The organism is Proteiniclasticum sp. C24MP (assembly GCF_043951855.1).
Taxonomy (GTDB): Bacteria; Bacillota; Clostridia; order Clostridiales; family Clostridiaceae; genus Proteiniclasticum.
Map to the genome: position 1 here is coordinate 41,856 of NZ_JBINJW010000012.1, position 14,497 is coordinate 56,352.

General features: G+C 43.4%; 13 protein-coding genes. 6 read left to right on the forward strand and 7 right to left on the reverse strand.

Annotated elements, in window-relative coordinates:
- Positions 1-244 precede the first annotated feature (244 nt).
- The 6 genes from ACHAL6_RS09585 (at position 245) to glmS (ending at position 6,655) form a co-directional block, all read left to right on the forward strand.
- Complete coding sequence (locus ACHAL6_RS09585; RefSeq protein WP_395270377.1) at positions 245-940, forward strand: response regulator transcription factor; 696 nt, start codon at positions 245-247, stop codon at positions 938-940.
- Entirely contained in the window at positions 930-2,552 is a 1,623-nt protein-coding gene (locus ACHAL6_RS09590) for a sensor histidine kinase (protein WP_395270378.1), read from the forward strand. Before ACHAL6_RS09585 ends, ACHAL6_RS09590 begins: the two co-directional genes overlap by 11 nt.
- Before the next feature lie 124 nt (positions 2,553-2,676).
- Complete coding sequence (locus ACHAL6_RS09595; RefSeq protein ID WP_395270380.1) at positions 2,677-3,804, forward strand: hypothetical protein; 1,128 nt, start codon at positions 2,677-2,679, stop codon at positions 3,802-3,804.
- Between the two features lie 16 nt (positions 3,805-3,820).
- Positions 3,821-4,093 carry an acylphosphatase gene (locus tag ACHAL6_RS09600; RefSeq protein ID WP_395270381.1) on the forward strand — a complete coding sequence of 91 codons (273 nt, stop codon included), beginning with the start codon at positions 3,821-3,823 and terminating at the stop codon, positions 4,091-4,093.
- A gap of 124 nt (positions 4,094-4,217) precedes the next feature.
- On the forward strand, positions 4,218-4,460 hold the full coding sequence (locus tag ACHAL6_RS09605) for a CDGSH iron-sulfur domain-containing protein (RefSeq protein ID WP_395270383.1): 243 nt from the start codon (positions 4,218-4,220) through the stop codon (positions 4,458-4,460).
- A 368-nt stretch (positions 4,461-4,828) separates the two neighbouring features.
- Complete coding sequence (glmS, locus tag ACHAL6_RS09610) at positions 4,829-6,655, forward strand: glutamine--fructose-6-phosphate transaminase (isomerizing) (RefSeq protein WP_395270385.1); 1,827 nt, start codon at positions 4,829-4,831, stop codon at positions 6,653-6,655.
- 108 nt (positions 6,656-6,763) lie between these two features.
- On the opposite strand, the gene ACHAL6_RS09615 is transcribed toward glmS, so the two are convergent.
- From ACHAL6_RS09615 to ACHAL6_RS09645, 7 genes are all read right to left on the reverse strand, one after another.
- Positions 6,764-8,185 (reverse strand): MATE family efflux transporter, encoded by a 1,422-nt coding sequence (locus ACHAL6_RS09615; RefSeq protein ID WP_395270387.1) that lies wholly within the window; start codon positions 8,183-8,185, stop codon positions 6,764-6,766.
- 219 nt (positions 8,186-8,404) lie between these two features.
- A complete protein-coding gene (locus tag ACHAL6_RS09620) occupies positions 8,405-8,941 on the reverse strand; it encodes a DUF3867 family protein (RefSeq protein ID WP_395270388.1) in 537 nt (178 codons plus the stop codon).
- Between the two features lie 3 nt (positions 8,942-8,944).
- Positions 8,945-10,408 (reverse strand): NAD(P)/FAD-dependent oxidoreductase, encoded by a 1,464-nt coding sequence (locus tag ACHAL6_RS09625; protein WP_395270389.1) that lies wholly within the window; start codon positions 10,406-10,408, stop codon positions 8,945-8,947.
- A 135-nt stretch (positions 10,409-10,543) separates the two neighbouring features.
- On the reverse strand, positions 10,544-10,894 hold the full coding sequence (locus ACHAL6_RS09630) for a DUF1667 domain-containing protein (protein WP_395270391.1): 351 nt from the start codon (positions 10,892-10,894) through the stop codon (positions 10,544-10,546).
- 1 nt (position 10,895) lies between these two features.
- Positions 10,896-12,164 carry an NAD(P)/FAD-dependent oxidoreductase gene (locus ACHAL6_RS09635; RefSeq protein WP_395270393.1) on the reverse strand — a complete coding sequence of 423 codons (1,269 nt, stop codon included), beginning with the start codon at positions 12,162-12,164 and terminating at the stop codon, positions 10,896-10,898.
- 1 nt (position 12,165) lies between these two features.
- Complete coding sequence (locus ACHAL6_RS09640; protein ID WP_395270394.1) at positions 12,166-13,617, reverse strand: NAD(P)/FAD-dependent oxidoreductase; 1,452 nt, start codon at positions 13,615-13,617, stop codon at positions 12,166-12,168.
- 145 nt (positions 13,618-13,762) lie between these two features.
- Positions 13,763-14,329: a glycerol-3-phosphate responsive antiterminator gene (locus tag ACHAL6_RS09645; RefSeq protein ID WP_207598447.1), complete on the reverse strand. Its 567-nt coding sequence runs from the start codon at positions 14,327-14,329 to the stop codon at positions 13,763-13,765.
- Positions 14,330-14,497 lie beyond the last annotated feature (168 nt).

Consider the following 14,497-nt stretch of genomic DNA (forward strand, 5'->3'; position numbering starts at 1 on the left):
AGATATTAATCTCTTCTGACAATCGCTCAAATGCGACCTCGAATCCCACCTTCTTCACAAGATATAGTATAATGGTTTTAGCATCTGCTTTACAGATGGAAGATCCTTAGCTTCACCAAGTTTTAAGGTTTTTCCTTTACTAATTTAAGATGTAGTAGTTATGATAAGAGGAAGAATACATATTATTTCCAGGTATCATCATAGTATGGATTAATACAGAGAAATATATTTTGGAGGAAAAGGAATGGATAAACAGACGATACTCATCGTAGACGATGAAAAGGAGATCCGAGATCTCATTGAAATCTATCTTTCTAATGAAGGATACGAAACCATAAAAGCAACCAACGGTGTCGAAGCCTTGGAGGTGGTGGAGAAAACACATGTGGATCTGATCATTCTGGACATCATGATGCCCAAGAAAGATGGAATCCAGGCATGCATGGAACTGAGAAAGACCAAAAACATGCCCGTCATCATGCTCTCTGCCAAAAGCCAGGACATGGACAAGATCATGGGATTGACATCCGGTGCGGATGATTATCTCACGAAGCCTTTCAATCCTCTGGAACTGATAGCAAGAGTGAAATCTCAGCTGCGCAGATATTATACCCTGAATTCAGAGAGGCCCCGAAACGACAATGTCCTGACATTGGATGATATCACCATCAACATCAACACCAGAGAAGTGAAAAAGGGAAATGATCTGATCAAGCTGACAAAAACAGAATTCGACATGCTAGAGTACATGACCAGAAATACAGGAATCGTTCTTTCAGTGGAGAAGATCTACGAAAATGTCTGGAAGGAAGAATTCCTTGAATCAGAAAACACAGTCATGGTCCACATCAGAAAGCTTCGAGAGAAAATTGAAGATGACCCAAGAAATCCTAGATACATCAAAACTGTTTGGGGAGTAGGATATAAAGTTGAAAAATAGGCTCAGCAAATCAAAGAAACCTGTAACAAAGAAACCAGACAGCAGAATCGACCATTTTTTTGCTTCTCTGGATAACCTGATACGCGCAAAAATCAGCAGTAACATTCAGCTGGAGCTGATTTTCGCTGTTGCTTTTTGTCTGGTTTTAGCATTTCTCGCCTATAACATCACTTTCAATATGACCAGAAAGGTCACTTACCAGCAGTCCATCTCCTATGAACAGGGGATTGATGACATTTCCTCCTCTGCAGAAGATATCGCCGAACGCATGCTGAATGATCTGAGATATAAGGAAGAAGAGGAAATAACGGATGAAATGAGACAGAATGCACGTTACCCCTCTGAAAACAACGCCGACGCCAAACAGTTCAACATGCATAACGCCATGGAGAATCTCATAGAGGATTTCTCAAGAACCAGCACGCTGAAAGTTCTGGTGACAGATCTGTCCGGGAACATGATCTATAAGACCGAAAATGTCATGGAAAATTCCGTAGATATCTTCAATGTCATCAAGTCCGCTTATGACATCGATTTTTATCGTCGTGATAATATAGACAGCCAGTCTGCCGGGGAGCTTGTTTTCGTCTATCCGATGAACTTCCTGAATAATGACATTTACCTGATCATCAAAGACACCCCTATAGCCGATATTCAGACTACTCCCACCTATAGCTATAACAGTTCTTTGGCTCTCTTCATCGCATTCCTGTTTTTCATTTCAGGATTTCTCATTCTGACAAAGAACAAGATGGATTACATCCAGGAGCTATCCAACACCGTCAGGATCATTTCCACAGGCAACCTGAAATACACAGCGCCTGTGAAGGGAAACGATGAGCTCACCCATCTGGCGAAAAGCATCAATATCATGGCCAGGGACATTGATCAGAAAATCGAGGAAGAAAGGAATCTGGAGAAGACAAAACAGGAACTCATAACAAATGTATCTCATGACCTGAGAACCCCGCTGACTTCCATCATCGGGTATCTGGGCCTGGCAAAGTCACCCCGGATCTCACACGAACAGAAGGATGATTATATCGAGATCGCCTATTCCAAGTCGGAACGGCTGAAACAGCTGATCAATGAACTTTTCGAGTATACGAAGCTTCAAAGCCCTGACAATAAACCAAACTTCACCGCAGTGAATCTTGTGGATCTTCTGGATCAGCTCATTGAGGAAATGATTCCCATGGCGGAAGAAAATGGTCTGACCATCAGTAAAGTCATCGCAACAAAAGACATTGTATTGTATGCAGATGTACCACAGATTGTAAGGCTTTTCGAAAACCTTATCTCAAACGCGATAAAATACACCCATACCGATGAGCCGATTCTCTTGACGGTCAAAGGGATTGACGCAGACAACTTTGCAACCATCTCACTGGAAAATGCCATTGATGGAATCAGCGATGAAGAGATCAATAAAATGTTTGAACGATTTTATCGGCTGGAAAAATCACGTTCAAGCGAGACTGGCGGAAGCGGCTTGGGACTTGCGATTTCCGAGAGCATCGTTCATATGCACGGTGGTCAGATTTACGCGGAGAAATTGAGTGAAAGCAGAATTTCCATCACCGTGAAATTGCCGATTCTCTCCAATTCATAAGAGAATTTACGCATTTTCTTTATGTTTCTCGTAAATCATAATATAATACTAGTATTGATTCACTTAGGTATCCAGTTGACTTAGAACAAGTGAGCATAAATACACTCATCGGAGGCATTTTTACATGAATATTGTTAAAGGAATTTTCAACAAGAAGTTTATATTTTTCTACAGCTTCCTGTTGCTGTTAATTGTATTCTTATACTTTAACAACCGGTATGACAAGATGGAAATCACTTATGCCATCATTTACATTATTTTCGGAATGATGATATCTCTTTTCTATATTCTGAAGGACTACATCTATTCACCAGACCGGCTGAATTACAAACAGGTCATAATGGAAGACGCTCTTTTCAATCATAAAGGTGAAATCATCGAAGAATTCGAAGCTTATCCTTTATATCGCGAATTCGTCACTTTTCATCTGAACAGAACATCAGAAGATCCTTACAGTGATACGGTCACTTCCATTCAGGCTGTAAAATACCTGAACAATAAAATGGTTGATTCACTGTTTATTCCCATAGCACCTGCTGATCCCCTTCTTAAGAAATACACAATCCCTCTCAATCAGGCCGTGGGACGTTTCTTAAGATATGCAGGCGATCTACCGATCATCATTTACAATCAGCCTTTCACCCATACCTATCTGAACATCAAGCTGGATAAAGAAGTGCATATTTCATTCATCGATGCAATGAAAATGAGCAAGGATCTTTACGGCATCACCAATAAGCCCCTTGGACATATACAGAAGTATCTGAGACTGTATAATCTCGGTAGCGATCAGGTGGCCGGTGCGAAGGTCATCGGAGCGATTTACCTGGATTATATCTACACCGTATCAAAATACAGAACGAAACAGGCGAGAATCATGGCCAGAAAAGGACAGAAAATGACGGCTCAGCCTTTACCGGAAAAAGCACCAGAAACCATCCGACTGACTTCTTCCGATAAAGACGCCAAGCTGAACGGCTCTGCCCGTTCTCAAACTACATCGACACCCGAATCCATCGAAAAAAACGCAAAAGAAGACACACCTTTCCACTTCGATGAAAAGATAACAGAACAAGAAAGGCAACTCACCTCCCATAATGATGTCAAAGAAGAGAAAGATACGAAAAACAGACTGAACCTTATCGGCAAAACAATAAGTCAGAAAGCCGCAGACAGCATCACACACCTGAAGAAGATATTCAGCGGTAAGGAAGATACCCTAAGCGACAAGAAGCCCGATCCTAGAGACTGATCAAGGTGGTGAAACCATGAAACGTTACTTTATTATTTTCACAGGACGCGTACAAGGAGTCGGATTCAGATATCACACCTATGAACTGGCACAATCATTAGGTCTTACCGGAAAGGTGAGAAATCTCATGAACGGAGATGTGGAAGTTGAAGTTCAAGGCACCGACGAAACCTTCAATAAATTTCTTGGAGGAATACTCAAAGGAAACGGGTTCATAAAAGTCACAGATTACGCCATGAAAGAAATCCCGGTTGTACCTTCAGAAAAATCCTACAAGATCACTGGATAGACTGAAACTCAAAAGCACTCACATGCGAGTGCTTTTTTCTTGTCCTGATATGACTGGCAGAGACAGATCCACTGCTATATAATATAATCATAGCGATTATGAAGTGGAAGAAAGAGGTGTTCAGATGGATAACCCAGTTAAAGCCGGTAATGAACCTGTCCTGATTGAGCTGAAAAGCGGAAAAAGCATATGGTGGTGTGCCTGTGGAAGAAGTGAAGCACAGCCATTCTGTGATGGCAGCCACAAAGGGACAACTGAAATCATGCCCCTGCTCTTTACCCCTGAAAAAGATGAATCCGCCTATCTCTGCACATGCAAGAGGACAAAGACTCCTCCCTATTGTGATGGTTCTCACCTTGAAACGTAAAACTGACGAAAAGAGAGGAACCTCTCAGGAGGTTCTTTTCTATTGCAGCGCAGCACGTTTCGCCCGTATGAACGCTCACTGATAGTTACAGAAATAACAATTTTTGATTTTAGGGGTATTCAACTTTCGTATTACACGTTATAATAGTTCGGTAAGGCTTAATGAATATTGAAATTTCAAGTTGTTGAAATAGCGCCAGAACCTATGATCTCATAGGTTGACGAGGACGAAGTTATCGAAAATTCGGCGGATGCTTCGCGGTATACACTACCGATAAATGTCAGGAGAAATACAGGAAGCGATTCCTGGGACAATCCTGCAGGGTGTATTAAGCCTTCCTAAAAATAATTTAGAGAGGGTGTTTTTTTATGTGTGGAATTGTAGGTTATCTTGGTAACAGAGACGTTGTGGAGGTGCTCATCAGCGGTCTTTCAAGACTGGAGTACAGAGGTTACGACTCAGCAGGAATTTCGATCATGGAAGACGGAAAAGTCTCCATCGTCAAAGCTCAAGGGAGATTGAAGAATCTGGAGGAAAAACTAAGCGGCAGCAGCCTGAAAGGTCAGATGGGTATCGGACATACGCGCTGGGCTACGCATGGTGCTCCTTCCGATGAGAATTCACATCCCCATAACAGCAACAATAATAGAATTTCTGTGGTCCATAACGGTATTATCGAGAACTACATGGAACTGAAAGACAAGCTGGTGAAGCTTGGTTATGAATTTCTGTCTGATACGGATACCGAAGTGATTCCGAACCTCATCGACTTTCACTACAATGGAGATCTCCTTGACGCTGTCAGAGAGACAACAAAGGAACTGAAAGGAAGCTATGCATTAGGCGTAGTATCCATCGATGAACCAGACAGAATCGTCGCAACAAGAAAAGACAGTCCCCTGGTTGTCGGATTGGGTGATGGTGAATATTTCATCGCATCCGATGTACCAGCGGTACTGAACTATACAAAAGAATTCGTTTATCTCAACGATGGTGAATTCGCTGTGCTAATGAAGGATGAACTCGCCTTCTACACGAAAACTGGAGAAAAAGTGGAAAGAGAAAGCACAGAAATCACATGGAGTGCGGAGTCAGCTGAAAAAGGCGGTTATGCCCACTTCACCATCAAGGAAATCTACGAGCAGCCTAAAGCCCTGAAAGATACAATGACTTCAAGAATCATCCCAGGTGAGAAAATCAGACTGGACGATATTCATATCAGCAGAGATATGCTCACTAATTATTCCAGAATCTATATTGTCGCCTGTGGAACCGCATATCATGCAGGACTCATCGGTAAGGTTGCCATTGAAAACCTGGCCAGAATCCCTGTGGAAGTGGACGTGGCATCGGAATTCAGATACAGAAATCCTATCATAGATAATAAAACACTTCTGATCACCATCAGTCAGTCCGGAGAAACCGCCGATACACTGGCTGTTCTGAGAGAGTCTCAGACCAAGGGTGCCAGAGTCATCGCCATTACGAATGTAGTGGGAAGCTCCATCGCGCGTGAAGCGGATGATGTCTTCTATACCTGGGCTGGACCAGAAATCGGAGTGGCTTCCACCAAAGCATACCTGACCATGCTCGTGGCAGTATACAGCATCGCCATCCAGTTTGCGGAACTTCAAGGCACTCAGGAAACTTCCTACCTTGAAGAAATCAAGAAGGAAATGCTTACACTCCCAGAAAAAGTTGCCCGTATTTTGGAAGATACAACTAAAATCGAGCATTTTGCAGACAGAATTCATGAGGAAAAAGACGTATTCTATCTCGGAAGAGGACTGGATTATCAGATTGCAGTGGAAGCCTCCCTCAAGCTGAAAGAACTCTCCTACATCCACTCAGAAGCGTATCCTGGCGGGGAGCTGAAGCATGGTTCCATCGCACTCATCGAGGAAGGAATTTCCGTCATCACGTCACTGACACAGAGAGATCTCTTCGAAAAAATGCAGAGCAACATCAAGGAAGTGGTCTCCAGAGGTGCCAAGGTCATGGCAATCACCTATGAAGACAACCAGGAAGTGGAGAAGTACTCCGATGAAGTAATCTACATTCCAAACACCATGGACATCATCGCACCGATCCTTGCAGTAGTGCCAACGCAGCTTCTTGCATACTACGTTTCCCTTTATAAGGGTCTGGATGTGGATAAGCCAAGAAATCTGGCCAAGTCTGTTACTGTAGAATAGAGAAAGAAACATAATAGAGAAAGGCTCTCAGTTTAAAACTGAGAGCCTTTCTCTATTATCTGCATTCTGCTTCACACGTATATTTCATATTACCTGGCACAGCCCGGTTTATCTGATCCTGATATATTTCCATTTATTCGTTCTGAATCTGCCGTAAACGAACAGATATCTGATGAACTGGTCTGCCAGAACCGCCATCCACGCCCCCATGAGTCCATATCCCATGATATTCACAAAGATATGGGCAAGGATGACTCTGAAGCCGAACACCCCTATGAAAGTCGCCACAAGCGGCCACAAAGTATCTCCCGCTCCACGAAGAGCACCTGCCAGAATAAGCTGAGAGGACTGGAAAGGCTGGACAAGCGCAATGATTTTCAATGCTCTGGAAGAATTCTCGATGATTACGGGATCATTGGTATAAAGCCCCACAATCTGAGGTCCAAAGAAAAACAGAATCACTGCCATGAAAGTGGAAATCATGGATCCGATTTTTCTGGTTTCCTTGGCATATTTCTCCGCACCACTGAGATTCTGTGCACCCAGGGAGCGTCCCACCATGGAAGAGGCAGCAATGCCGAAAGCCTGTCCTGGCTGAAAGGATAGACCAAGAATGCTGAGAGCGATCTGATGTGAGGCATAGACTACAGTTCCCAGCCCAGCCACAATTCTCACAAAAAGGAGCACACCGATTCTAAGCGCCAGAGATTCCAGCGACGCCGGGATTCCGACCCGTATCAGATTCTGGATGACCGTCTTGTTGTACTTGAACTTCTTTCTGAAATCCACCTTCAGAGGACTGTCTCTCCGCACAATGTATCGGATCATGAGAATGCTTGCCACTATATGGGAAAATGCTGTGGAAACAGCCGCTCCTGTAACGCCAAGTGCCGGAAAGAACAGAAGTCCATAGATCAGCACCGCATTTCCCACCACATTCATTGAATTCACTCTGATATTGATCCTCATAGGAGCCTTTGTCTCTCCTATTCCTCTTAGCGCAGCTGTAATCGACATATTGAAGCTCTGGAAAAGATACCCGACCATAATGATTTTAAAGTAGATCCTACCCGCATCGATGGTGTCTGACTGGGCACCCATGAACTTCATGATCTCATCCGTGAAGATCAGTCCGAATGTGGATAGTGGAATGGCCAGCATGAACAGATTCAAGAGGATCACATGTTTCAGCACCGAATCCACTCTATGGTGCTGCTTTGCACCCACATATCTGGCAATCATGGCTGTACCGCCCACGTTAAGCGCCTGCGCCAGCGACAGACCAATGAACATAGGCTGATTTGTGATCCCCACAGCAGCAACAGAAGCCGCTGCCAGTGCCTTATCTGCAATCCACCCCAGCATCATCATATCCACCATACCGAACAGCGAGCTCATGAGCAGCTCAGTCAGTATGGGCCATGCCAGGTGCAGCACATCATATCTTATGGGGTTCTTCACAAAGGAGAAGAAATCCTTCTTCTCCTTATCCCTGCTTTCTTCTTCCAGCTTTTCCTTCTCTTCCATCATCTGTATACTTCCTTACTTTTTCTTCCTGATTGTGATTTCATTAAAACCTAAATCATATTATAGCATAATCAGAAAAACAATCTGGCTTACCCAATACACATGATTCCAGGAAGCGTCAGATTTGCCGATTCAGAGTTGTTCTGAAAGAATCAGTAATCAGATTAAAGCTGAATCTCAGCTAAAAGCGAAAGACCGATGATTTCTCATCGGTCAACTGCTCTAATAATCATATTCCCTGTAATTTTCACTGATTCGAATCTGAAGCTTCGCATCATCCAGAAGTTTCTTGTAGGATACCAGAAACTCATTCAGTTCGTTATCCGTAAGATCCACCTGTTTCTCAGATGTGATGACAACAATGGTCTTGTTCAGAAATATTGACAGTTCATTCCTGTCATTTCTGATTTCATAGTGGAACCCTGAATATTCTTTCAGCTTCCCCTTGTATTTATCCATGAAACCAAGCTGCTTACGGTACTTCTGATAGTCTTCATTGTTCGTCAGATTGTACTGGGACTGGATGTCCTCCATGGATACGCCATATCGTTCCATGAGTCTGGTCTGGATTTCCATGAACTTCTCATAGGAAATGCTGTTCTTCTCCATGTATTCCATGATCGCCTTATTGATGGATGCAATGGTCTGCTTTCCTGTTCCCATTTCACCGTAAAGATTAAAGATATAGGCTTCAAAATCATCTATGTCTTTATCCCTTACTTTATTTTTCAGTTCATTGAAATCTATGACATCACTCAACGTCTATTCCTCCTCGAGGCTCTTCAGATAATCCAGAAGGTCGGATTTCTGAACACGGTTCACACCACTATGCTCGATATCAAAACCTGGATCAATCTTTTCGCCATATTCTCTCTCCATGACCTCAATCACTCTTGGCTTACAGAATTCTCCCTGACACCATCCCATACCGGCTCGTGTTCTTCTTTTCACACCATCTACAGTTTTCACTTTAATACCTCGATGAAGCGCATCCACGATTTCGTCTTCTCTCACCTGTTCACATCGGCAGACGATTCGATCTTCGCTTCCCAGAGGAAGCTCTATGAATTTCTTGACGTCCTTCAATGGTTTGAGCGGTTTTTTCGTGACAATGGGTTTTCTGTAAGGATCGAAGTCCTTGTTCTCTTCCCATTCTAAGCCCGATTCCTTAAGAATACCTGTAACCATTTCCGCAATGGCTGGTGAGGATGTGAGTCCAGGAGACTGGATTCCAGCTACATTGACAAATCCTTTTACTTCCGTCTCTTCAATAATGAAATCATCCGTTGAGCTTCTGGCACGTATGCCTGTGAAGCTTCTGATGAACTGCTTCGGATTGATTTTATCATACAGCTCCTTCGTCTGTTCAAATATATTCGCTACACGTTCGATGTGCGTTGAAGTATCTTCACGGTCCGCATCGTCGTTTGCATCTGGTCCTATGAGCAGATTGCCGTAGTAAGTGGATGCCACCAGAACGCCTTTTCCAAGCTTGGTAGGCAGCTGGAAAATCACTGTGTTGATAGGATCTCCGGTACCTCTTGTAAACAGGATATACTCGCCGGATCTAGGTAGAATCTTGAAGGTATCTACCCCCACCATGCGTGAAATACTGTCCGCATATACACCTGCTGCATTGACCACATATCTACCTTCATATGCGCCTTTATCTGTGGTGACCTTGAAGACATCTCCCGTTTTCTCAATGTCTGTGACTTTATTTTCCAGTTCAAGCGTCACTCCGTTCTTGATGGCATTTTCCGCCATGGCGATGGCCATCTCATAGGGAGAACAGATTCCTGCACCTTTACAGTACAGCGCCCATTTCACATCATCGGTCAGCTCAGGTTCTATCTTTCTGATTTCCTCAGGTCCTATGATGGACAAATCATCCAGTCCATTCTTTATCCCATTGGCCATGAGTTTTTCCAGAGGCTCCTTGTCATCTTCTTTGGTGATTACAAGAGAGCCTGTTTCCTCAAAACCGAAATTGAGCTGACGGTCCAGTTCTTTGAACTGAATTCTGCCTTTATAGCATAATCGCCCTTTCAGTGCTTCATGTTTCTCTGCATACCCCCCATGGACGATGGCACTGTTGGCTTTCGTTGCCCCCATGGAAACATCGATTCCTTTCTCCAGAATAAGCACTTTCGCTTTTGACTTTGACAGTTCTCTCGCAATGCTTGTTCCGACAATTCCTGCTCCGATGATAATTACATCATACATAACCTTACCTCCTCATTGTTTGACATCTGTTTCTCCTGTTATGTAAACATTTACTTTTGTACTATTATAACAAATTAACCTGGTTCTGGATATTTTTTATACAAAAAATGTGGGTGTCAACCCACATTTCATTGCCTACATATTTCTTGTAGCTACTATATCTGCACCTGTTCCAAGTACATTCTTTATTAAAACTGTTCCCACTTTGATTGGCGCTACGACTTCAATTTTCTCAAGTTCTCTCATCACGTCAAAGTTCAGTCCCTTCGGAATATCTGTAGAAGTCTTTACAGGCAGTCTTTTATGAATGCCACCTGTGATCTTTACAGTGGAGGTGATGACTCTGGTTGGATTTGTCAGTTCCTTTTTCGCATAAGGAATACCCCTGTTACATCCGTTACCCATTACGATGATTTCACCATCTGGCTTCTCATCCACCTGCAGTCTGCATCCCTTAGGACATACAATACAAATCATTTCTTTCATCTTAAATCACCTCTTCCAGAGCTATGGTAAGGAGTCCATTCGCCTTCTCGAGATCCGCTCTCTTCAGCTTGATTTTCTCCATTTCTCCTGGAGCCACAACGGGTCTTCTCAGCTTCTTGACCAGCTCTCCCTCATTGTTTCTTACTGTTATGTTGACATCCTTGAATACATTGGAAACTCTGAACATGATTTCCTGAGAATCCTGAATGTTTTCCAGTCTGATCTGCTGTGGAACGGTATAGTTCACGCGATCTCCGTTTTTGATTTCTGTGACATCCTGCCCTTCTTTCAGCTCATCCTTTATGAATTTGGCTGCACTTCTACCGGCTTTCTGTCCTTCTTCACTTACAAAGTCAACCAGATCATGTACATGAACCACGTTGCCGCAGGCGAAAATACCCTTGACATTGGTTTCCATGGCTTCATTCACGATGGGTCCGGATGTTCTTCTGTCTAATGCGATACCCGCATTCTTTGTGATCTCATTTTCAGGAATCAGACCTACGGATAAGAGCAGCGTGTCACATTCCAGTGTCTGCTCAGTTCCAGGAATCGGATTTCTGTTTTCATCCACTTTCTGAATCACTACCGCTTCCAGTCTGTGCTTTCCTTTGATCTCTGTAATGGTATGCGCAAGAAGCAGCGGAATGTCATAGTCGTCGAGACACTGAACGATGTTTCTGTTCAGACCGTTGGAGTAAGGCATCAGCTCTACGCAAGCCTTTACTTCAGCCCCTTCCAGCGTCATTCTTCTGGCCATGATGAGACCAATGTCTCCCGATCCCAGAATGACGACTTTCTTGCCTACCATATACCCTTCCATATTGACGTATCTCTGGGCAGTACCTGCTGTGAAGACACCTGAAGGTCTTTCTCCAGGAATCTGGATCGCTCCTCTTGTTCTTTCTCTGCAGCCCATGGCCAGGATAATCGCTCTCGTTTCAAGGCTCAGGTATCCTTCTTCTGTATTGATGGCCTCCACATGCTTCACATCTCCTCCATTGGAAATGGACAGCACCATGGTATCCAGTTTATGATCCACATTTGTGGAATTGAGCATATCTATATATCTGCCTGCATATTCAGGTCCTGTTAGCTCTTCTTTAAATGAGTGAACACCAAATCCGTTATGAATGCACTGATTCAGAATTCCGCCAAGCTCCTTATCTCTTTCAAGAATAAGAATCTTCTCTACCCCTCTGTTATAAGCCTCATATGCTGCTGAAAGCCCAGCTGGACCTCCGCCTATTACGATCAAATCATACATCATCTTATTCTTCACCCCTATTCTTTGTTTCCCCGACCAGTATGTAGGATCCCTTAGTATCCTGCATGACATCTTCCAGTGGAAGATCCAGTTCTCTTGAAATGATTTCAAGTACTCTTGGTCCGCAGAATCCACCCTGGCATCTACCCATTCCAGGTCGCACTCTTCTCTTGATACCATCAACAGTCAGTGCGCCTACCGGTCTATGGATCGCTTCCACAATTTCTCCCTCTGTGATGTTTTCACATCTGCAGATGATTCTTCCGAATTTAGGGTCTTCCTTGATCTTTGCCGCTTTTTCTTCAGGTGAAAGACTCATGAAATGCGTCTGTCTTCTTGAAGGATTGAAGTTTTCCTTCTTTTTCAGTTCCAGTCCGATGTTCTTCAGAATTTCAGCCGCGTCTTCAGCGATGGCTGGTGCGGAAGTAAGTCCTGGAGACTTGATTCCTGCCAGATTGATAAGTCCTTTCACAGACTTGGATTCTTCGATGATGAAGTCATTTCTGTCAGACTGTGCTCTTAAGCCTGCAAAGTTTCTGATGCTTTCTCTGTAATTGATTCCTTTGATGGACTTATCAGCAGTTTCTCTGATGTAATCCATTCTTTCCTTTGTCGTTCCAGTTTCATCTCTTTCGACACCATCTTCTGCATCCGGTCCGATTAGAAGATTCCCGTGAACCGTTGGTGAAACAAGAATTCCTTTTCCAAGTGCCGTTGGACACTGGAAAATCACATGATGCGCAAGTTCTCCCTGACTCTTGTCAAGAACAAAATACTGTCCTCTTCTTGGTCTGATTTTGAACTCCTGATCTCCCACCATGTTCATGATCGCATCACTGTAGATACCTGCAGCATTGACGATATACTTGGTCTGGATCGGATCCAGTTCAGCATTGGCTGTGTAGATGGTAAAGACATCTTCCTCTTTCTTGATATCCACCACTTCTGTATCCAGAAGCAGTTCTACGCCATTGACCACCGCATTTTCCGTTAGAGCAATGGTGAATTCCCAAGGTCCTACAATACCTGCGCTTGGTGAATAGAGAGCGCCCACAGCTGTATCCCCGATATTAGGCTCCATCTTCAGCAGTTCTTCTCTACTTAAAATCTTCTGATCTGGTACACCATTGGCATTTCCTCTGTGAAAAAGCATTTCCACATGTTCCATCTCTTCTTCAGAGAAAGCCACAACCAGAGAACCGATTTTCTTGTATGGCACATCCAGTTCCTTCGTGTAGACTTCTGTAAGATGACATCCCCTTACATTCAGTCTTGCCATGTCTGTTCCTTCTTCTGGATCATACCCCGCATGGACGATGGCACTGTTTGCTTTGGTCGCACCTTCAGATACATCATTTTCCTTTTCAATCAAACACACCTTGAGATCATACCTTGATAATTCTCTTGCCACTGATGCTCCAACAATACCAGCACCAATGATCGCTACATCATACATTTAATTTCCCTCCTAACACAAAAAAGAGTAACACAACGAAACCTGCCTGTTGCAGGTGACTTTTGCTTACTCTCATACTCTTAGCATACTATTTTCTTTTCTCCCTTAATTTTAACACTTTATGACAGACTTGTAAACCTTGCCATCAAAGTTTCCAGATACCCGTATCCGTGGAAGATATGGCCGTGGCTCCGGCAGATAAGGCGGAAATGACATCTTCCTTGTCTGATATAAGCCCTCCAGCGATGAGTGGGACGTTGGAGATGTTTGATAACATGGTTATGATCTTATACATTCCCCCCGGAAGAACCTCGTATGTATCCGCATGACCTGCTTCAATATACTTGATCACATTCTTCAGAGAAAGTGAATCTATAAGAAAGAACCTCTGAACGGTGATGAGACCCAGGTCTTTGGCTGCACTGATGATATTGGCCTTGGTGCTGATGATTCCGTCTGCCTGAGTGTTGTACTTGATGAATTTCGCTGCGATTTCCTTGCTGCCCAATCCTTCAATCAGGTCCACATGAACGATGGCGATCTTTCCTCTGGCTTTCACCTTTTTCACGATCTGGGCGATATCTGTGATATTACCAAAAAGCACGAATACAACTCTGCTTTCCGTATTCAGCGCCAGATCCAGTCCATTGTAGTCTTTCACAGCAGTCACAACCGGATAGTTTTCCAAAGCATCGTAAAACTCTTCTTTCATTCATTACCTCCTTATCATTGTCACATTCAATTATACATAAAGATGATAAGTTGTAAACCAATACAAGGTTATTTTATGTTTTTTACCACAAGAAAACGGAAATGTTAAATTAATATCTGAATTTGGACCCGTTCTAATTACGACATTCATAATTATTCATCTTTTTTA

Coding starts and splice junctions, on each gene's coding strand:
- ACHAL6_RS09630 (WP_395270391.1), bottom strand. CDS start 10,894: ATGAAAGAAATGATTTGTATTGTATGTCCTAAGGGATGCAGACTGCAG.
- ACHAL6_RS09600 (WP_395270381.1), top strand. CDS start 3,821: ATGAAACGTTACTTTATTATTTTCACAGGACGCGTACAAGGAGTCGGA.
- ACHAL6_RS09640 (WP_395270394.1), bottom strand. CDS start 13,617: ATGTATGATGTAGCGATCATTGGTGCTGGTATTGTTGGAGCATCAGTG.
- ACHAL6_RS09615 (WP_395270387.1), bottom strand. CDS start 8,185: ATGATGGAAGAGAAGGAAAAGCTGGAAGAAGAAAGCAGGGATAAGGAG.
- ACHAL6_RS09645 (WP_207598447.1), bottom strand. CDS start 14,329: ATGAAAGAAGAGTTTTACGATGCTTTGGAAAACTATCCGGTTGTGACT.
- ACHAL6_RS09635 (WP_395270393.1), bottom strand. CDS start 12,164: ATGATGTATGATTTGATCGTAATAGGCGGAGGTCCAGCTGGGCTTTCA.
- glmS (WP_395270385.1), top strand. CDS start 4,829: ATGTGTGGAATTGTAGGTTATCTTGGTAACAGAGACGTTGTGGAGGTG.
- ACHAL6_RS09595 (WP_395270380.1), top strand. CDS start 2,677: ATGAATATTGTTAAAGGAATTTTCAACAAGAAGTTTATATTTTTCTAC.
- ACHAL6_RS09605 (WP_395270383.1), top strand. CDS start 4,218: ATGGATAACCCAGTTAAAGCCGGTAATGAACCTGTCCTGATTGAGCTG.
- ACHAL6_RS09625 (WP_395270389.1), bottom strand. CDS start 10,408: ATGTATGATGTAATTATCATCGGAGCAGGAATTGTCGGAACAAGCATT.
- ACHAL6_RS09585 (WP_395270377.1), top strand. CDS start 245: ATGGATAAACAGACGATACTCATCGTAGACGATGAAAAGGAGATCCGA.